The organism is Evansella clarkii (assembly GCF_002019695.1).
In the GTDB taxonomy this organism is placed as follows: Bacteria; Bacillota; Bacilli; order Bacillales; family Salisediminibacteriaceae; genus Evansella; species Evansella clarkii.
Genome location: NZ_KV917376.1, coordinates 22814 through 41903, shown reverse-complemented (window position 1 = coordinate 41903; position 19090 = coordinate 22814). Strand labels below are relative to the sequence as shown.

17 protein-coding genes are annotated in these 19090 nt (G+C 42.9%); 9 read left to right on the top strand and 8 right to left on the bottom strand.

What is annotated here, in order from left to right:
- Nucleotides 1-96: 96 nt before the first annotated feature.
- Entirely contained in the window at nucleotides 97-1377 is a 1281-nt protein-coding gene (locus BK582_RS00200) for a helix-turn-helix transcriptional regulator (RefSeq protein ID WP_078592442.1), read from the top strand.
- 42 nt (nucleotides 1378-1419) lie between these two features.
- On the opposite strand, the gene BK582_RS00195 is transcribed toward BK582_RS00200, so the two are convergent.
- From BK582_RS00195 to BK582_RS00180, 4 genes are all read right to left on the bottom strand, one after another.
- A complete protein-coding gene (locus BK582_RS00195) occupies nucleotides 1420-2415 on the bottom strand; it encodes an agmatinase family protein (RefSeq protein WP_078592441.1) in 996 nt (331 codons plus the stop codon).
- Complete coding sequence (gene hutI, locus BK582_RS00190; protein WP_078592440.1) at nucleotides 2412-3683, bottom strand: imidazolonepropionase; 1272 nt, start codon at nucleotides 3681-3683, stop codon at nucleotides 2412-2414. The genes BK582_RS00195 and hutI overlap by 4 nt, the downstream gene beginning before the upstream one ends.
- Nucleotide 3684: 1 nt before the next feature.
- Nucleotides 3685-5352 (bottom strand): urocanate hydratase, encoded by a 1668-nt coding sequence (gene hutU / locus BK582_RS00185; protein WP_078592439.1) that lies wholly within the window; start codon nucleotides 5350-5352, stop codon nucleotides 3685-3687.
- Nucleotides 5353-5513: 161 nt separating this feature from the next.
- Nucleotides 5514-7052, bottom strand: coding sequence for a helix-turn-helix domain-containing protein (locus BK582_RS00180; protein WP_078592438.1), 1539 nt, complete (start codon nucleotides 7050-7052; stop codon nucleotides 5514-5516).
- Between the two features lie 361 nt (nucleotides 7053-7413).
- On the opposite strand from BK582_RS00180, the gene hutH reads away from it, so the two are divergent.
- On the top strand, nucleotides 7414-8910 hold the full coding sequence (gene hutH / locus BK582_RS00175) for a histidine ammonia-lyase (protein ID WP_078597704.1): 1497 nt from the start codon (nucleotides 7414-7416) through the stop codon (nucleotides 8908-8910).
- Nucleotides 8911-9094: 184 nt separating this feature from the next.
- A complete protein-coding gene (locus BK582_RS00170) occupies nucleotides 9095-10231 on the top strand; it encodes an alanine racemase (protein WP_078592437.1) in 1137 nt (378 codons plus the stop codon).
- Nucleotides 10232-10417: 186 nt separating this feature from the next.
- Here BK582_RS00170 and BK582_RS27740 read toward each other — a convergent pair whose 3' ends face one another.
- Nucleotides 10418-11080 carry a small multi-drug export protein gene (locus BK582_RS27740; RefSeq protein ID WP_244895300.1) on the bottom strand — a complete coding sequence of 221 codons (663 nt, stop codon included), beginning with the start codon at nucleotides 11078-11080 and terminating at the stop codon, nucleotides 10418-10420.
- A 280-nt stretch (nucleotides 11081-11360) separates the two neighbouring features.
- On the opposite strand from BK582_RS27740, the gene BK582_RS00155 reads away from it, so the two are divergent.
- A complete protein-coding gene (locus tag BK582_RS00155) occupies nucleotides 11361-11840 on the top strand; it encodes an RIP metalloprotease (protein ID WP_078592436.1) in 480 nt (159 codons plus the stop codon).
- A gap of 157 nt (nucleotides 11841-11997) precedes the next feature.
- Nucleotides 11998-13371, top strand: coding sequence for an aldehyde dehydrogenase (locus BK582_RS00150; RefSeq protein WP_078592435.1), 1374 nt, complete (start codon nucleotides 11998-12000; stop codon nucleotides 13369-13371).
- Between the two features lie 175 nt (nucleotides 13372-13546).
- Here BK582_RS00150 and BK582_RS00145 read toward each other — a convergent pair whose 3' ends face one another.
- Nucleotides 13547-14737, bottom strand: coding sequence for a GNAT family N-acetyltransferase (locus BK582_RS00145; RefSeq protein WP_078592434.1), 1191 nt, complete (start codon nucleotides 14735-14737; stop codon nucleotides 13547-13549).
- Nucleotides 14738-14895: 158 nt separating this feature from the next.
- Between BK582_RS00145 and BK582_RS00140 the strand changes: the two genes are divergently transcribed.
- Complete coding sequence (locus tag BK582_RS00140; RefSeq protein WP_244895299.1) at nucleotides 14896-16209, top strand: lysine N(6)-hydroxylase/L-ornithine N(5)-oxygenase family protein; 1314 nt, start codon at nucleotides 14896-14898, stop codon at nucleotides 16207-16209.
- Nucleotides 16210-16408: 199 nt separating this feature from the next.
- On the opposite strand, the gene BK582_RS00135 is transcribed toward BK582_RS00140, so the two are convergent.
- Nucleotides 16409-16681, bottom strand: coding sequence for an acylphosphatase (locus tag BK582_RS00135; protein ID WP_078592432.1), 273 nt, complete (start codon nucleotides 16679-16681; stop codon nucleotides 16409-16411).
- A gap of 222 nt (nucleotides 16682-16903) precedes the next feature.
- Here BK582_RS00135 and BK582_RS00130 point away from each other — a divergent pair, with 222 nt between their 5' ends.
- Nucleotides 16904-17650: a lysophospholipid acyltransferase family protein gene (locus BK582_RS00130; RefSeq protein ID WP_078592431.1), complete on the top strand. Its 747-nt coding sequence runs from the start codon at nucleotides 16904-16906 to the stop codon at nucleotides 17648-17650.
- A 173-nt stretch (nucleotides 17651-17823) separates the two neighbouring features.
- Nucleotides 17824-18153 (top strand): SCP2 sterol-binding domain-containing protein, encoded by a 330-nt coding sequence (locus BK582_RS00125; RefSeq protein ID WP_167553279.1) that lies wholly within the window; start codon nucleotides 17824-17826, stop codon nucleotides 18151-18153.
- Between the two features lie 46 nt (nucleotides 18154-18199).
- Here the strand turns inward: BK582_RS00125 and BK582_RS00120 are convergent, their stop codons facing one another.
- Nucleotides 18200-18340: an FbpB family small basic protein gene (locus tag BK582_RS00120; protein ID WP_078592429.1), complete on the bottom strand. Its 141-nt coding sequence runs from the start codon at nucleotides 18338-18340 to the stop codon at nucleotides 18200-18202.
- A 188-nt stretch (nucleotides 18341-18528) separates the two neighbouring features.
- Between BK582_RS00120 and BK582_RS00115 the strand changes: the two genes are divergently transcribed.
- Nucleotides 18529-18981 (top strand): ferritin-like domain-containing protein, encoded by a 453-nt coding sequence (locus BK582_RS00115; protein ID WP_078592428.1) that lies wholly within the window; start codon nucleotides 18529-18531, stop codon nucleotides 18979-18981.
- Nucleotides 18982-19090 lie beyond the last annotated feature (109 nt).

Below are 19090 nucleotides of genomic sequence, written 5' to 3'. Positions count from 1 at the left end.
CCTAGGATGATTATCGAGGAAGGGACAGGCACTTTTCATGTCGTTTATTCTTCTGAAAAAGGCCTGTACTAACTAATTGCTGCGGAGGTGTATTGAGTGCTTGGCAAAGTATTAAAATATAACCGGCTGAGACAGCAAAAAAGACAGGAAGAAGTCTGTGAAGGTATTTGTTCTGTTTCCTATTACAGCAAGATAGAGAATGACACGGCGAATCCCAGTCCCGAAGTTCTTGACATGCTCATGGAAAGACTCAACATTAACCAGCAGCAAATTCATCTGTATGATGAGAAAAAACTAAAGGAAGAATTACACGAATGGCACAGGCTGATCATTAATGGGGAAGTACATAACGCTGAGGAAAAATTTGTGGATTTGCAGCAAAAAGTCGCCTCCTTAAAACGCCGGAAGCTTTCTGTATTATTCGAGCTGTTTTTTGCGCGAATGTGCCTTCTAATAAACGAGGGTGCTCGTGCTAAAGAAATCATCTTTCAAAATGAAAATGTAATAAGAGACATAAATGATTCAGAGCTTTTCTTTTATTTCTTGAAAGTTAAAGCGGCCAGGGAATACTATATTAATAATTATGCTATTGCCGGAGAGCTGCTTGAACTTGCTGAAGGAAAAATAGATATTTTTATTCACCCAAGGTTTGAAACAACAGACTTGTACTATATGGCAGGGCTGTGTGCATCTAAACTGAATAATTCCACTCTTGCAATCTATTATCTTTCTCAGGTTGTTGATGCCTTTGATTCTTCCTATGATTACATAAAAAGCGGTGACTGCAGGCTTCATCTTGGAAAAGCGTATAAAGCGCTGAAGAAATTTAAAGAAGCCGAAGAAAACTACAGCCTCGCCTCGAGGATTGCCAGCCAGTTGAAAGACCAGAAGCTCGAAGCTGAAATCAAGCAGTTAGTGGGAGAAATGTATTCTGCGATGGGACGGCACAAAGGTGCTGTCCACCAGTACCAGTTAAGTTACAGACTAAGAGAAAAAGAAGAGCGGTTAGTTACGATCTGTGCTATCCTGGAAGAATTAAATTATTTAGGGCACAAACCGGAAATGGTCAGCTGGGTGGAACATGGAATGGAGATTATCCGGAACATCAGGTCTGAGCGGGAGCTGTCTGTAAAAGAAAAAGTTTCGCTGCATAAATTGATTTATTATCAGGTGCTTTCTGATCCAAGTGGCGAAAAAGACGCTGGGAAGGTTATTTCCCATGAAGTTATACCTTTCTTTGAAAACATGGATCTGGACGGCTTTTTGCCCAAAGCAGCCGGGGAACTTGCCAGGTATTATGAAAAAAGCGGTGACTACCAATCTTCCTCGCTATACTATAAAAAAGCCATGGAGGCATTACAATACAGTACCCCGTGAGAAAACTGGAACTATCGTTTTTTCACGGGGCTTTCCTTTTCTTCAGACTTGCTTATTTCTTAACGCATACCCTGTTAAAAAGCTCAGGAAAACATGGGTACCGGCTTTCACCGTCATCTGTCCAAAATCCTTATGGGGATCCAGGCATACAATATCCATGGCCGATACTTTTTGGTGCTGTCCCGCTGTAAAAACAGCTTCGAAAAGCTCATCGGTTCGCATTCCTCCTGGTGTTGCTGCTGGGACTCCCGGGGCGTACGTCATATCCAGCACATCCATATCGCAAGTTAAATAGATAACATCCACTTTTTTCGAGAGGTCATCCAAAGCCTGGGTGACGACCTTTTCAATCCCCTTTTTCCGGACAGTTCTCATCGTTGTATAGTTCACATTGTGAGTATCAGCAAATTCTTTTAGATCCATAGTGTTAAAAAAACCATGGAGGCCAATATTGTGAACATGCTTTCCCTGAATAAGACCTTTTTCAATCATCAGCCTTACAGGAGTCCCGTTTGCCGGCCCAAGTTCTGCAGGATCTCTGAGGTCAAAATGGGTGTCAAACTGCAGCAAACCGATCTTGGTCTCAGGCTCAGCTTCTTTTAATCCTTGAATCAGCTTAGCGGTAACGGAATGATCTCCCCCAATAGCTATGGGCAATGGACGACTGTGCCTGGATTTTATATCTCTCATCGCTTTTATAATGTTGCTGTGGCATATTTCTATATTCGTTACATGCTGAACCGTATCTCCAAGGTCAATCACTGAAAGCTGTGATAAATCCAGGTCGGCATCTATATTATACGTTGCAAAGCCTTTCCAGGATCTCCGGAAAAAATCAGGGAACTCTGAAGCTGCAGATGCGCTGATTGAAGAGCGGGAGAGAGGGATGCCGAAAAGAAGGGCATCCGCCTCGTTTAAATCAGATTCTGATTTTATTTCCGTTACAGGTTTAATCCACTCGTGGACTTTTGCGGTATTTTCCCTGTCACTTGTCCAGGTGAAGGAGGGAGGGGTTAATCCCTCGTGACTTATTTTCATAGTTTATCACCTTTCGAATAAACTATTCTTCCATTTTTAATAACAGTTTCTGTATGGTTGACGCCATAATGATAAGTAAACTGCAGGTGGTGGGGAATATCCCAGATCACTACGTCTGCTTTTTTTCCAGGTTCAAGACTTCCGATAGTTGACCCTCGTTTAATTGCATGTGCTGCATTTATCGTTGCTGCCGTGATGGCTTCTGCAGGTGCCATCCCCATTTTTAAGCTCGCCAGATTCAACATAAATGGCATGGAAACGCTTGGTGATGAACCGGGATTACAGTCTGTGGATAGAGCAACAGGCACACCTGCATCAATGGCTTTTCTTCCATTTGCGGATTCCGCCATAAGGAAAAAGGCTGTACCAGGAAGAAGCACGGCGACTACCCCTTGCTCTGCCATCATCTCCAGACCACGGTCGGAAACTTTTAATAAATGGTCTGCAGACACTGCTCCTACTTCTGCTGCAAGTTCCGCCCCTTCGTACGGCTCAATTTCATCTGCATGAATTTTAGGAAGGAGTCCGTATTTTTTTCCCGCTTCTAAAATCCTCCTTGACTGCTCAGGAGTATACACTCCCCGCTCGCAGAAAACATCGTTAAACTCAGCTAGATTTGATTCCGCTACTTTTGGCAGCATTTCATCTGTGACAATCCGTACGAATTCATCAGGGCTGTCTTTATATTCCCGGGGAATGACATGGGCTCCCATAAAGGTATGGACAATATCAACAGCGTGCTTTTTATCCAGTTCATGGGCCACCTCTAACTGCCGCTTTTCAACTTCCCATTCCATCCCATAACCGCTTTTTGCTTCCAGGGTGGTCACCCCGTGCTCAAGGAATTTATCGAGTCTGCGAAAACTCTGGTCGTACAAATCTTCAAAGGATGCCTCGCGGGTCATTCTTGTTGTGGCATGAATGCCTCCGCCCTGCTCCATGATTTCCATATAGGAAGCTCCCTGCAGCCTCATGTTATATTCGTTTTCTCGTGTACCTGCGAAAACAAGGTGGGTATGAGGGTCAACAAATCCCGGAGCTACTACTTTTCCTTTTGCATCAATGATTTCCGCCTGTCTTATTTCATCGGAATACTTTTCTTTTAAAAATTCGGTTTCCCCGGCAGCTTCTATTTTCTCGTCTTTAATAAGGAGGGCACCGTTTTCAATGATTCCAAGGTCGTTCATTGCTTCTTTCCGTGCAGGCTTTTCCGAATGTCCTTTTACTGTCAAAAGTTCATTTGCGTTTTTTATAAATACATAACCCATTTTATTTTGCTCCTTTCCTGGTGATCAGCGGGAGATGAATCCCTTTTTTTTCAGCAGTTTCAATCGCTTTTTCATAACCAGCGTCAGCATGCCGTGCTATCCCCATTCCAGGGTCTGTGGTAAGGACCCTCTCAAGCCTTTCCTCTGCCTCTTTTGTCCCATCAGCAACGATTACCATGCCAGCGTGGAGTGAATAACCCATTCCGACACCACCGCCATGATGGACGGAAACCCAGCTTGCTCCGCCAACACTGTTGATGAGCGCATTTAATATTGGCCAGTCAGCTACCGCGTCACTTCCATCCTTCATCGCTTCCGTTTCCCGGTTTGGCGAAGCTACTGAGCCAGAATCAAGATGGTCACGGCCGATGACGATGGGAGCCTTAATCTCACCTGCTGCAACAAGGTCATTAATGATTTTTCCAAAACGAGCCCGTTCCCCGTATCCGAGCCAGCATATTCTGGAAGGCAGTCCCTGAAACTGGATTTTTTCCCTGGCCATACGGATCCACTTACATAATGCTTCGTTCTCGGCGAATTCTTTTAAAATAACTTCGTCTGTTTTATAAATATCCTCAGGGTCACCGGAAAGAGCAACCCAGCGGAACGGCCCTTTTCCTTCACAAAACTGAGGCCGGATATAGGCGGGGACGAACCCAGGGAAATCAAAGGCATTTTCTACACCCTCATCAAAGGCAACCTGCCGGATATTGTTTCCATAATCGAAGGTGATGGCACCCTTTTGCTGCATATCAAGCATGCACTCTACATGCTTTGCCATACTTGCTTTTGCTTTTTTTACATATTCACCGGGGAACTGGCTTCTCAGCTTTTCTGCTTCTGATAAGGAGTACCCTTCCGGAATATAGCCGTTCAGCGGATCGTGAGCAGAGGTCTGGTCTGTCAGAACGTCCGGGATAAACTTTCTTTTAAGCATTTCAGGCAGAATTTCAGCGGCATTTCCCACGAGCCCGATGGAGAGGGGGCGTCCTTCCTCTTTGGCGGATTTCGCGAGGCGAAGAGCCTCATCAAGGCTCTCAGCCATCACATCGAGATACTTTGTATCTATCCGCCTCTGAACTCGTACAGGGTCAGCTTCCACAGCCAGACAGACTCCCTCAGCCATCGTCACTGCAAGAGGCTGTGCACCGCCCATTCCGCCTAGACCTGCAGTGAGTGTAATTGTTCCTTTGAGAGTGCCGCTGAAATGCTGTCGGGCAAGCTCTGCGAATGTTTCATACGTTCCCTGGACAATCCCCTGGCTGCCAATATAAATCCAGCTTCCTGCAGTCATCTGCCCGTACATAATGAGCCCTTTTTTCTCCAGTTCATGAAAGTGGTCCCAGTTTGCCCATGCCGGTACTAAATTTGAATTAGCGAGGAGTACTCTTGGCGCGTTTTCATGGCTTTTAAACACAGCGACAGGCTTGCCTGACTGAATGAGAAGGGTTTCGTCATTTTCAAGGTTTATCAGAGTTTCAATGATAGCTTCATAACTTTCCCAGTTTCTCGCTGCCTTCCCGATGCCTCCGTAAACAACAAGATCATCAGGGTTTTCCGCAACATCAGGGTCGAGGTTATTGCGGAGCATTCTGAGTGCTGCTTCCTGTACCCAGCCTTTCGTTTCCAGATCCGTTCCATGACTTGCCCGGATAACTCTTTTACTCATCTTTGGCCACCCCTTTATTGATTTGCCTTCATCGTAATGGAGTTTCATAGCTGTTTACAGATGAATAACCAGAGAAATAGCAGAATTATTTTAGGGGACGAGAAACGAATCATTAGAGGACTTGGTAAAAGTGATAAAAATTTTAGGTTAGTGTAAAAATTTCAGGTATTGATATGATTTTTGTTCTGGGAAGGTGATTGGGAGATGGCCCCCTTACTTAAACGATAAGCGCTTGGTGATACACCGAACTGCTGGTGAAAACAACGGCTGAAATAACTGGCTTCCCTGAAGCCGCAAAGGACAGTGATTTCCTTAATAGTTAAAGGAGTTTCTGCAAGAAGACGTCTTGCTTCCTGCAGCCTGATATTTAATAATTTCTTCCGGAATGACAAGCCTGTTTTTTCTTTAAACAAATGGCTTAAGTAGGAAGGATTGCGCTTTACCGAGTTTGCAGCGTCCTCTAATTTAAGTTCGCTGTTCCAGTAGTTTCGTTCCAGATAAAAGACAGCATGTTCTACTGCATCAAAAATTAACTGTTTTTCTTTCAAATGTGCTTCCTCAAAAACGTTTTGAATGAATATGTATAATTCCTGCACAATACTGTACAGGACAGGCCGGTTGAGTATTGTTTCATAGGTGGCTTCATACTGCGTTTCAATGGTTCCTTTTGTCAAATTAAAAAGGTGCATAAAACGGCGAATCTGAGCAAGTATGCTTGTGAGCTTCGTTCTTATAATATTAGGCGAAGGATACGGTTCTCTGATCTTCAGGAAACCGCTGTATAAAACTTCTTTAATGGCTGTAAGGTCCTGCTGATTGAGCATATCAATCCATTTTCTCTGCTCAGCAGGAGACAGAAAAGGGTCGTATGTTTTCCATTTCACCGGTTCGTGAAAAGAGAGAACTTTCCTCTGTCCCTGATAAAAGACCATCTCAGCCATATCTTCCGATTCTTTATAGAGTGCCTTCAACGTTTTTAACGGAGGAGCGGTATTTTCACAAATAATACAGGATAAAGGAGTGTCATTTTTTTCTTCCCAGAAATGGAGAAACTGGTTGGCCTCTTTTTCCCATTCCTGCTTGGTTTTCTTCGGTAAATAAACAAGTACTTTTCCTGAAAGAGGCAGCATATTTATTTTTTCAGGGGAGTAAAAGGACTGCAGTTGTTCTGCTGTGGAAAAAACAGCTTTTTTATCGCCGGGAATATAAGAGATAAGGCAGCCGGTGGGCAGTGGTTCCATATTTCTGCCAAATAGCTTAGCGTATGAAAACAGATCATTACCGAGGGAATTTTTATTATGGGAATGGCTGTTTTGCCGCGGCGGGCTGCTTAGTTTATTTAAAGACTTTTTAATTGAAGCGTAGAGTCGTGCAGGAGTGTGAGGTTTTAAAAGGAGATCTGCAGCTCCAATTTTGACGGCTTTCATTGCCAGTTCGAAGGTGGCTTCGGCAGTTGTGCAAATAAACTGTATGTCCGGCCTTTCCCCGAGAGCATAAATTCTTTTAATAGACTCATCAGAAAACATTTCAATTTCCATTACTATAATGTCAGGCTGCAAATTGTCCATTAGTTCAATACTTTCCTGTTCACAGGAAGAAGTATAAACAGCATCTATTGCTGCAGAGGAGCGGGAAAGAAACCATTTTGTCCCCTGGCATTCCATTTTATCTCTGTCAGCTATTAAAACCGTTGCTCCCATTTCTACCACATCCCTGTCAGCTTGATTGTTAAGTTCATTTTACTTGAATAGATGCGTATTTAACAGAGGAGTCTGAAAGTTCTTGACATTGGGATCTTCCTGTAAGTACGATGAAGAGAAGGTGAGTGGGAGTGACCTGGCAGCTGGTGCTGTTTAGCAGAGTGTTTAGTTGAGAAGCGGTAATGGAAGAAGAGAATGGTAACAGAAAAAATATAAATGAGTGATGAGTTATGAATGTATTATGCATGGGATTTATGTTAAAACGAAAATCGAAGGCAGTGGAGAGAGATCTGTAAACAGATTTCACTCCACTGCTTTTTTATTGCTTTATCACAATGAACGGGGAAAGGTGGCAGAAAAAATGATTATTTTAACAGGGGACACACTGACGTTAAATGATCTTAAGCAGGTAGTCCGGGACAGAGAGGAAGTAGCACCAGGCAGTGAAGCAATAAAAAGAGTGGAGGAAACGAGAGAAGCGGTTGAAGCGATTGTCAGCAATGGAAAGATCATTTATGGCATTAATACAGGCTTTGGAAAGCTAAGTGATGTAAAGATTGCCAGTGAAGATGTGGAAATTCTGCAAAAAAATCTGATTCTCTCCCATGCATGCGGTGTCGGGGATCCTTTTAGCGAGGAAGTCTCAAGAGCTATGCTTCTCCTCCGTGCAAATGCTCTCCTGAAAGGTTATTCCGGTGTGCGGAAAGAGCTTGTTGATAAACTGATTGAGTTTATAAATAAAGGAATTCATCCTGTAATTCCTTCTCAAGGTTCACTGGGAGCAAGCGGAGACCTGGCACCTCTTGCGCATCTGGCACTGGCGTTAATGGGCGAAGGGGAAGTGTTTTACAGCGGGCGAAGGGAACCAACATGCAAGGTACTGACAGCAACAAATACAGATCCGGTTATACTGAAGGCGAAGGAAGGACTTGCGCTTATTAACGGAACGCAGGCAATGACCGCTGCCGGAGCCCTTGCCTACCTGGATGCTGAAGAAGCAGCCGAACAGGCAGACTATATCAGCGCTATGACAATGGAGGGGCTGCAGGGAATTATTGATGCTTTTGATGAAGACATCCATCTTGCGAGAGGCCATGAGGAACAGATTGAAGTTGCAAGGAGGATGAGGAACTATTTACGTGGCAGCAAGCTCGTGACGAGGCAGGGAGATCTGCGGGTTCAGGATGCCTATTCTCTTCGGTGTATTCCTCAGGTGCATGGAGCATCCCGGCAGACCCTCGCATATGTAAAACAGGTACTGGAAACAGAGATGAACGCAGCGACAGACAACCCGCTTATTTTTGAAAAAGGAGGAAAGATTTTATCAGGAGGAAATTTCCATGGACAGCCCGTTGCACTTGCAATGGACTATCTCGGAATCGCTGTTGCAGAAATCGGCAATATTTCTGAACGGCGGATTGAACGTCTCGTAAATCCTCAGCTAAATGACCTGCCTCCTTTTCTGAGCCCGCAGCCTGGCCTGGAATCAGGGGCGATGATCATGCAGTATGTTGCCGCCTCCCTCGTTTCCGAAAACAAAACACTGGCACACCCGGCAAGTGTGGATTCTATTCCCTCCTCCGGAAACCAGGAAGACCATGTAAGTATGGGAACCATAGCAGCACGGCATGGGGCGCAGATTGTGAAAAATACAAGGCGGGTGCTTGCTATTGAGATGATTTGTGCCATGCAGGCTGCAGAGATCCGTGGGAAAGTAAAAATGGGCGGGACGACAAGGATGCTTTGGGAAGAAGGAAGAAAAATTGTCCCTTCCATAACAAAAGACAGGGTATTTTCGGAGGATATTGAACGTCTCACAATCTGGCTGGAAAAGGAACAATGGAAGATGATGGAGTAGGGTAAACAAGTGGCTTGAGGGAAGTAGCTTTATGTATTTGAAACGGGGGAGATAGATGGTTTATGCGGGTGAATTCGAATTCCGTAGGTAAACTTCTCGCTTACCGGTAATTAGAATGCCTATTATTTTTCCACAACTCCTGTATGAAAAGCTTTATAATGGAACGGGAAAGGAGGCTTTTTAAATGGTTCGAAATATTAATGAAATCGAAACACCTGCACTACTCCTGGACAAGATGAAATTAAACAGGAATATCGAAAGAATGATGAAAGTCAGAGATACATACGGTGTTCAGGTCAGGCCTCATTTTAAAACACATAAATCTGTAATGATTGCCAAACGGCAGCTGGAAGCAGGAGCCTGCGGAATAACTGTTGCAACAGTGTCTGAAGCGGAGGTGCTCCTTGAAAACGGGGTAGACGATATACTGCTTGCTTTTCCAGTGACAGACCCTAAAAGGATCGGCAGAATGCTCGACTGGACAAAAAAGGCAAGAATTATATTAACTATCGACAGCATAGAGCAGGGGAGCATCGTGGAAGAGGAAGCGGCAAAAAGATCGGTTAGTGCGGAAGTCTGGATAAAAATAAATTCCGGATTGAACCGCTGTGGGACAGAACCTGGTCAGGAAGCGGCGGAACTGGCGGAATTTCTAGTGAAAAAGTGTGCCCATTTGCAGCTGACAGGAATGTTCACCCATGCGGGGCATTCATATAAAGCTTCTGGTCCTGAGGAGCTTGACGCAATTGCAGAAGAAGAAGCGGAAAGTGTGCTGAAATCCGCAGAGCTTTGCAGCGAAGCAGGCATTAAACTGAAGCATCTAAGTGTCGGCTCCACACCTACGTTTGAAAAAGCGGCAAAGTATAAAGGAATTACCGAAGTAAGGCCTGGAAATGCGGTGTTTTTCGATGCGATGCAGGCTGGTTTAGGGGTGGCATCATGGGAGGAAACAGCTCTTACTATTGTGGCTTCAGTAGTTTCAAAAAAAGGTGACCGGCTCATACTTGATGCAGGCAGCAAGGCTCTCACCACAGAAAAAGGCGCCCACGGGAATGAGGCGGTTAAAGGTTTTGGAAGAGTTATTACAGAAAACGGGGAACTTTATGTAAGCAGAGTTTCAGAGGAACACGGCATAATAGATTACGAGGATAATTCAGAGAGCTTTGAAGGCATTTCAGGGTCTTTGGCGCTTAATGACAAGGTGGAAATTGTCCCAAATCATGCGTGTGTATCTGTAAATTTATTTAATCATTACAATTTATTGCTGCAGGACGGCCGGATTGAGGTTCTTGCAGTAGATGCGAGGGGTAAATCACAGTAGGTTTATTATTTTTTTAGGGGAGGTTGGGCGGTTATCGGCTAAATTTTAATTTTATCGGCGATACTCTCTAATTTATCGGCGAAAAATTGATTTTATCGGCGAAATCCAGACTTTATCGGCGACTCGCCGATAAACTACCACAAAAACAAAGGCGCAGCTTCGGTACTAAGAAGCTGCGCCTGTTTTTTAAAACCATCTTGTAATCCAGTCAATTCCATAATAAGAAGCTGCTGTGATCACTATAGTCCAGATCAGGAGGCTGACCCCCATCCATACGGCAGTTTTCAGCTTATCCGATTTAAGGGACAGGGCGATAACCGCTGCCAAATGAATGCCGGTGATGATCGGCCCTACAAATGCAAGACCTGGCAGGCCATATTTGTGGAAAATAGCTGCGGCTTTTTCTTTTTTAGAAGCCTTTCTCTTTGCCGGTAAATTACTTGCAGCTGGATTCTGACCCGGGCCTTGGTCATCCATATCTGTTTCCTGTTCATTCTTCTCCCGATTGAGATCCTGGCCGCTAACAGGGCTCTCAATATGGATTGTTTCATAGGTGTCACTTTGCATATCCCCGTTCGTACCGGCCGCTTCTTTTTTTCTTTGCTTCTGCAGTTTTTTGGAACGGCGCTTTTCCTGCCAGCCCTTATACCATTTTGTCTGCTGGAACCATTTTAACAAGTATACGATTAAGATAATCGGAAGAAAGTTTCCTATAAATGATACAATTCCAACCATGTATGGGTTTAAGCCCATGGCTATTCCGATAGGTATTACTATTAATATCTCAAGCCACGGCGTTGCAGCCATAACAAAGATCAAAATGTACTGCCACAATGTTTCCCACAACATAAAATATCCTCCTGTTACAGCCTGTTACATCTACTGATATCATTCTAATCTTTTATATCCCCCCGGTAAAACAATTAAACTTATAAAGAACAGCCTTGCAGGTAAAGTCAAGAGTTTCTGAAAATATTCACAAAAAGTTCGGGGGTCTGGCCCTTGTCGAAGACTTCTCGTATCGACAACCGCGATCCGTGGTAACCAGCTAATAAAAATGTTTTATGTTGGGGCCCTGGAGGAAAAGCATCTAGAGGCAGTGACTCTCCATGGGAAACGAGGTGGCTTTATGTTCGGTTTATCGGATATACCAACTTTTATATGGGCGATTTTCATTTCCCTCCCTGTGGTATCACTTATTCATGAGGCCGGACATTACCTGACCGCCAGAATATTCGGAGGGAAACTGAAGTTTACTATAGGGCAAGGGAAAGTCATTTTCCAGTCAGGTGATTTTGAGGTGCGCCGGGTATTCTTTCTCGATTCCTGGTGCCAGGTTGAAGAGTTGAATGTAAGTAATAAGTTTTCCCATGCTCTTGTTTATGCAGGTGGGGTTTTATTCAATTTACTGTCTATCTTGATTGTGAACAGCCTGCTCCATCTTGGGATATTCCAGGAGCATATTTTTTTCTATCAGTTTGTTTATTTTTCCCTGTATTATATGGTCTACGCTCTGATTCCAGTTGAAGTAGGGAAAGGAAATCCAACCGATGGAAAAGCTATATATGATGTGTTAAAACATGGAATTAACAAAGATCCCTTAGACTGATAACCAAGGCATTTTTCCAGCAAAATCCCACGCCGATTGGAAAACTTATTTTGTATAAATCACGGTAAACGCCTATAATTGAATTATATATAAAGAAGCAGCACATTAACGCTGTGTTAGTTTTGAATGCTGCCTTTACTAAAGGGGGAGTGGACAGATGAACGAAGCAATTCATTCACTGGTACAAAAACAGAGGGACTATTTTTACAGCGGGGAAACAAAAAATATATCCTTTCGCCAGAAGCAGCTCCACCGCCTTAAAGAAGCAATACAGAGGCGTGAACAGGATATACTGGACGCATTAAAAAAAGATTTAAATAAATCCGAGCATGAAGCCTTCCTCACTGAAATCGGCTTCCTCTACGCAGAAATAAAAGATATGCTCAAAAATGTTGATTTATGGGCGGCTCCAAGAAAGGAGAAAACCCCATTAACTCATACAGGGACGAAAAGTATTATTCATAAAGATCCGTACGGTGTTACCCTTCTTATCGCTCCGTGGAACTACCCGTTCCAGCTTGCGATCGCACCTTTGATTGGTGCTCTTGGAGCAGGAAACACAGCGATCATAAAGCCTTCGGAGATGACGCCGAACACAAGTTCAGTTATCACGGAACTGATTGCTGATACCTTTGATGAAAAGTATGTTGCTGTCGTTGAAGGAGATGCTGAGACGGCAAAGGACCTTTTGGACGAAAATTTTGATTACATCTTCTTTACCGGAAGTGTTCAGGTAGGAAAGAAAGTAATGGAAGCCGCCTCAAAACATTTAACGCCGGTGACCCTTGAGCTGGGAGGCAAGAGTCCTGCGATTGTGGCAAAGGATGCAAATATAAAGCTTGCAGCTAAAAGGATTGTCTGGGGAAAATTCATTAATGCTGGACAGACATGTGTGGCGCCAGACTATATTCTAATCCATGAAAAAAAGCGCAGGAAATTCCTTAAGTATGTCGTTCATTATATTCAGAAGTTTTATGGAGAGGATCCAGGCAGAAATGCAGACTATCCAAAAATAGTCCATGAAAAGCATGTGGAGCGTCTGGCAAAGCTCCTTGATAATGATAAAGTGTATTATGGTGGTGAATATAACGCGGAAAACCGCTTTATGGAGCCTACGGTAATGATCGATGTCACACAGGACGATCAGGTTATGCAGGAGGAGATTTTCGGCCCTATCATGCCTATCCTTACTTATTCAGATGAATATGAAGTTATTGAACAGGTGAGGAACAGACCTAATCCACTGGCTCTTTATTTGTTTACGGAGAACAAGGGAACGGAACAGTATATCCTTGAAAGCCTCTCCTTTGGGGGCGGGTGTGTAAATGACACGATTATGCATCTTGCCACGCCGTATTTGCCGTTTGGCGGCGTTGGGGAAAGTGGGATGGGTGCTTACCATGGAAAGTTCAGTTTTGATACTTTTACCCATCAAAAGAGTGTGCTGAAATCCACCACCACTTTTGATATTCCATTGCGGTACAGTAAATCAAAAACATCGTTAAAAGCATTGAAAAAAATGTGGGAATAATACAGAAAAAGCGGGCTGGCTGAATTTGGCGATAATTTATGCCAGAGGCCAGATATAAGCCATTAATAGTTAAAAAACACATGCGATTATACAGCAGTCGCATGTGTTTTTTTGTGTTTTTAAAACAGCAACAATGCAAGCGGATTATCATGCCGTTAAATGGCAAAAAAGAGTTCTAAAAGAAATCGTAAAAGAACGGCTGTTTCGCCGGTACGGCCCTTTCCAGGTGCTGTACCTCCTCCTCAGTCCCCAGGAGCAGCCCTTCCTCATATAGGGTGCTGGCTGATTGCGCGTTCATCAAAACAGCCGTGAGCGTCTGCACACTCAGACTTAGGCCTTTCTTAGGCGGGTGCTGGCAGGCACCTGACTCTTTTGCCGGGAAAAATTTAAGCTCTTTATCATCTTTCCCGCCTGAAAGAAAGTACGTGCCGTTATTCCAGGAGCAAAATTCATCGGAAACATGAAGCACAAGCGGTTCGCTCCCCTTCTCTAAATTAAACGGATATATTTTAAGAAACTCTTTCACATCCACGATTCGGGCCATAAAGTATGAAACTAGTTTTCGCTCCACTTTAGGGTCTCTTAATATAAACGGCAGGCCGCTGTGGGGCATGGTGTTCCATTCCACTTTATCCAGCATGGAATCGTGGTCTGAAATGAAAGCAAACAAGCCGTCACGTGCTTCTGTATCCAGCCATATTAACTCTTTTATTGTCATCTTATTTTCTTTCACCTGGTAAATCATATAGCCCTTTGCTTCATTACCTTCATTGTAATAAACAGCAAGTGTCCCTTTTTTACGCTTAAATATATTGATATTCCACCAGCGCTCATCCCGGGCGAGTGTTCCCAGGTAGCGTTTTGCCCAAGTCTGGTACACATCATCTACTAGTGAAAGGTCATTCTCCACCCGGCGCACCTTACCGCTGCCTTTCTTACCAGCAGGGAGCTGCTCCTTTGTTAATGTTATGATCTGCTGTTCGGCGAAGAGCTCCCAGCCCATCTTTCTGTAAAACGGAATGGAAAAAGGGTAGAGGAAGGATAAGATCTGGCCTTCTTTCCTCATTTCTTCAAGGCTGTGAAGGAGAAGATGTTTAACAAGGCCGCCACGGCGGTGCTCAGGCCAGGTAACTACGCCTGATACTCCTCCCATGGGCACCTTTTCTCCGAAAATATAAACAGAAAGGGGCAAGGTAGTGCTTTTTGCGAGAATTTCCCCATTTTCTTCAGCTACCCAGGTGTTTTCCGGGGCAACCCACGCTTTACGTTCTTCCCTTTCCTTCTCAGTAAGTTCATACTGAAATGCAAACTCCGACATACGGATACTGTATTCCATTTCCTCTTCCCGCAGTCTTCTTATGTACATAAACCCCACCCCTGTTTTTAAAAAATATTAGTCTGTCACTATAATATTTGATTTTATCAGAAAAAAACAGATGAGGTATGTTTCGGAAACAAAGAAAACGAGAAAAAGAAGTATTATTGATTGTAATAGCTTAATAAAAAATTACTAACAAAGGTGATATGATGGCTGAAGAAGAGAAAATATATGACTTGGCAGGAATAGGGATTGGGCCGTTTAACCTTAGCATGGCGGCTTTGCTGGAGGATAATCATGAACTGGAAGCTGTATTTTTTGATGAGTCTCCTTCCTTTCAATGGCATCCGGGGATGCTTATTGAAGAAACTGATTTACAGGTCCCTTTTCTGGCAGACCTTGTAACATTTGCAGACCCTTCAAGCAGGTTCAGCTTTCTGAATTATCTTCATAAACATAACAGACTCTATAAATTTTATTTTTTTAACAGGTTCGATATCCCGCGGCGTGAATATAACGATTATGCCCAGTGGGTGGCTGAACAGCTGAGCAATTGCATGTTCGGGGAGCGGGTAATTGATATCATTGATAATAAGGATAGTGAAACTCCTCATTATGAAGTGGTTACTGAAAACCGGGAGACAAAGGAAAAGAAGAAATTTGCATCGAGAAATATTGCGCTGGGGACAGGTAGCACGCCGATGGTGCCAGGGAATTTCAGTGACTTTCCTGAAGAGGATGTATTCCATACGGCTAGCTATCAGTACTTAGAAGAGGAAATTTCAGAAGCGGAATCTATTCTTGTTACCGGTTCTGGCCAGAGTGCGGCGGAAGTATTTCTGGATCTTCTGGAAAAAAAGAAACGTGATCAGAAACTTACATGGCTGACCAGATCACCTGGATTTTTTCAGCTTGAATCAGGAAAGTTGGGACAGGAAATTTTCTCCCATGATTATATAGATTATTTCCACCCGTTGCCGTTTGAAAAAAGACAGGAGGAGCTTCCACACCTGAATCATTTGAGGAAAGGGGTAGAACAGAAGACGTTTCATAAAATATATGATCTTCTGTATCATTACTCGGTGCAAAACATTGACCCTGGAATTACGATCGGGGCCAATATGGAACTAAAAGAAATAGAAAGAGAGCAGAAAGCATACAGACTAACGTTTGAACATAAGAAAGAAGAACAGAAATACCTTTTCAAAGCGGATAAAGTCATTTTAGCAACTGGATATAAACCGAATATACCGGAATGGCTTAATAAACTGAGGGATGAGATAGAGTGGGAGGATGAAAAACGATTTAAAGTGACCAGAGATAATCAGCTTTCCTTTAAACGAGAGAGGCCACATAAAATATATTCTCTCACTAATCTGGAACACTCCCATGGGGCTGGGGCAACTAACCTGGCACTTTCTGTAGGAAGAAATGTAACGATTATCAATAGTATTGCCGGGAAACAAGTTTATCAGGAACAGGATAACACGGTGTTTCAGTCATTTACCTTCAGAGATTAAGAATATTAAAAGAAGCCTGTAAGCTCATGCTTACAGGCTTTATTCTGCTCTATTGCAGCTAGAAAACGTGTCCGTATAACTGCCGCGCCAAAACATGAGTTGAAGCAAAGATGCTTTGGCAGGAGGTAACGGACGCTAACATCCCGATTGGTTCAGCTTATATTCAGTGGCGGTGAATCCCCCTCTGCGGATTGAAGGCTCACTTTATTATCTGAAAGGAATCGCTGGATTCGTCTACTTCAAGTTCAGTAAGGTGAAGATCTGTCACTTTTGCAGGGTATTTTGCCTGTTTTACCCGCTCTATAAATCTGTCTACTTGTGTGTCCTTACCCTGTATTTCAAACTCCACCAGTCCATCACTCCGGTTTCTGACCCAGCCGCTGAGGTTATGGTCAGCTGCCAGATTATGTGTGAAGTATCGGAAACCAACTCCCTGAACACGTCCTTTAACTACTCCAAGAATTCTTTGCAATCTCTACCCTCCTTGCCAGTCAGTCCTAATGCCTTTTGTTTCTCTCTTCCGCGTTTTTCCCTTTTTAATGCCAAAAATAACTAGTTAAATCGGACTAAATTATTGAAAAAAAGAGACTCCCTGAAATAAACAATATGTGGTAAATTATATTGGTTGAGAAATTTATTATTATCCGACTATTTTTTACAATCATAAAACAAAGAAACAGAATGGAATGGTAATATGCTGAGAACTATTTTCTGGTTTATTTACTTTTTCAGCTATCTTGTCTGGGCAATGCCATCTCTCTGGAAAGCAGACAGGCTGAAAAAGCAGGGAAAAACAGAAGAACACGAAAGACATGTGGAGAAAATCACTTCAGACTGGGCAGCTGCTTTGTTAAAGGTTGCAGGCGTAAAAGTACATGTACATGGGAAAGAAAACCTTCCTGATCAGGAAAACTGCCTAATTGTAAGCAATCATCAGGGGAATTTTGATATTCCTGTCTTACTGGCGAACCTGGAAAGAAAAATAGGCTTTATTTCAAAAGTTGAAGTAAAAAAAATTCCTATTATTCCAGGATGGATGGAACATATGCATTGTATTTTTATGGACCGGAAAAACAGACGCCAGTCTATTAAAGCAATTCTCGATGGTGCCAGAAACCTTGAAGAGGGACATAATATTGTTATTTTTCCAGAAGGGACGAGAAGTAAAGGGGGCCCTGTGGGGATGTTTAAAAAAGGAAGCTTTAAGCTCGCATCCAAGTCCGGAGCGGCTATTCTTCCAATAGCAATTAACGGGTCATACAAGGCCATGGAATCGAATAAAAATATTATCCGTCCTGCTGAAGTCCATCTGACGATTCTGCCGCCAGTGAGAATACATCAGCAGTATCCCGGGATGGAATTGGAACAGCTTGCTGACATCGTAAAAGGGCAGATTGAAGAGGCACTGGCCGGCACTCAGAAAAAGGCTGGCAAAATTTAAGGGTAGCAGAATATGTAGATAAATGCAGAATATTGACTGAATCTTGCAGATCAGAACTTCTCCTGGTTCGGGAAATTTTTAAGTAATTTTACAAAAAAAAGCAGGAATTTTAAAATTAACAGCTAATTTATTAAAAATGAATGACTAATCATTTTTTTGGAAGGTGGAGAACGATGGCTGTTAAAGAAAAATTCGAGGTACTGACAACAAGAATGAATGAAGACCCGAGTCACCTGGAAGGCTTAAACACAGTGTACAAGTTTAATTTAACCGGAGACGAAGAAGGTACGTATCAGCTGAGAATTGCAGACAAGAAAGCGGAATATACTCTGGAAGATAAGTATGAGCCAACGATTACGCTGGATATGAGCGATAAAAATTTTCTGAAACTGGCTGAGAACGATCTCAACCCGACGATGGCTTATATGAGCGGGAAGCTTAAAGTAAAGGGAGACCTTTCTCTCGCCTTAAAGCTGCATTCTTTATTAAAAAAGTATCAGTAATAAGAAAACGTGACCAGCAGCCTGGTCACGTTTTTTAAAAGGAAGCTTATGATTTCTGGAGGTGTTTTTCCAGATATCTCTCATCTACTTTTTCCTCTATTTTTTCCAGCTCCTTGTTGTCCCTAAGTAGCTGCTCTTTATTCTCATTTACAAGCTCTTCAAAACTTTTCTTAAATTTTTTCCTCATTTATATCATCCTTTTCGATAATTAATCATAATTTTCTTTCAATTCAATTATATAACTTTTTACTATGGATAACTGCCTTACTTTGTTACAATTTTGCGAACTTTGTCGGACATGTACCGAATCAGGACGCATATACTTAAATGTGAAAGAAATTCAGCGAAAAAATTTAAGGATCAGGAGGTTTAACTGTGTTCCAGTCTGGTAAAAGGATTGAGTATATTAATTACGGGGCTTCCGGGGAATATGCTTTGTCTGTAATAAGGCAGCTCGCGAGAAGAGAGAGTACTGAAGAGCTTCTGTACGATTATCTGAAGGTAATTTCGGGTGATCCGGAAACGGAACGGATTCTTCATTCTGTGTTATCGGATGAACGGGCACAGTTCAGTATGCTAAAGAATCTGTATAAGCATCTGACAGGAGTACCTTTACAGGTGCAGGCCCTGACCTTTATACGTCCTGAAACATTAAAAGAGGGTCTTTCAGGTATTATGATGAGAAAGGCAAAGAAAATAAAGCTTTATACACAGCTGATTAATTATCTCCCTGGAAACTACACTCTATTTCTATTTTCATTTATCAATGATGAACATGTGCACATGAATTTGATCAATTTTTTGCTGATAAAGGCCTCCAGTGAATAATCTTTCTGCTTTTCCACAATATCCACAGAATTATACACAGAGTTATGCTCTGTGTTATTTGCTTTTGTTTCGTTTTTCCACATTATCCACAAATATTTAGATCAGAACT

What these genes read in the sequence shown, in the direction of transcription:
- BK582_RS00195 (WP_078592441.1), bottom strand. Translation starts at nt 2,415, where the DNA reads ATGAAAATAAGTCACGAGGGATTAACCCCTCCCTCCTTCACCTGGACA.
- hutI (WP_078592440.1), bottom strand. Translation starts at nt 3,683, where the DNA reads ATGGGTTATGTATTTATAAAAAACGCAAATGAACTTTTGACAGTAAAA.
- hutU (WP_078592439.1), bottom strand. Translation starts at nt 5,352, where the DNA reads ATGAGTAAAAGAGTTATCCGGGCAAGTCATGGAACGGATCTGGAAACG.
- BK582_RS00180 (WP_078592438.1), bottom strand. Translation starts at nt 7,052, where the DNA reads ATGGGAGCAACGGTTTTAATAGCTGACAGAGATAAAATGGAATGCCAG.
- hutH (WP_078597704.1), top strand. Translation starts at nt 7,414, where the DNA reads ATGATTATTTTAACAGGGGACACACTGACGTTAAATGATCTTAAGCAG.
- BK582_RS00170 (WP_078592437.1), top strand. Translation starts at nt 9,095, where the DNA reads ATGGTTCGAAATATTAATGAAATCGAAACACCTGCACTACTCCTGGAC.
- BK582_RS27740 (WP_244895300.1), bottom strand. Translation starts at nt 11,080, where the DNA reads ATGTTGTGGGAAACATTGTGGCAGTACATTTTGATCTTTGTTATGGCT.
- BK582_RS00155 (WP_078592436.1), top strand. Translation starts at nt 11,361, where the DNA reads ATGTTCGGTTTATCGGATATACCAACTTTTATATGGGCGATTTTCATT.
- BK582_RS00150 (WP_078592435.1), top strand. Translation starts at nt 11,998, where the DNA reads ATGAACGAAGCAATTCATTCACTGGTACAAAAACAGAGGGACTATTTT.
- BK582_RS00145 (WP_078592434.1), bottom strand. Translation starts at nt 14,737, where the DNA reads ATGTACATAAGAAGACTGCGGGAAGAGGAAATGGAATACAGTATCCGT.
- BK582_RS00140 (WP_244895299.1), top strand. Translation starts at nt 14,896, where the DNA reads ATGATGGCTGAAGAAGAGAAAATATATGACTTGGCAGGAATAGGGATT.
- BK582_RS00130 (WP_078592431.1), top strand. Translation starts at nt 16,904, where the DNA reads ATGCTGAGAACTATTTTCTGGTTTATTTACTTTTTCAGCTATCTTGTC.
- BK582_RS00125 (WP_167553279.1), top strand. Translation starts at nt 17,824, where the DNA reads ATGGCTGTTAAAGAAAAATTCGAGGTACTGACAACAAGAATGAATGAA.
- BK582_RS00120 (WP_078592429.1), bottom strand. Translation starts at nt 18,340, where the DNA reads ATGAGGAAAAAATTTAAGAAAAGTTTTGAAGAGCTTGTAAATGAGAAT.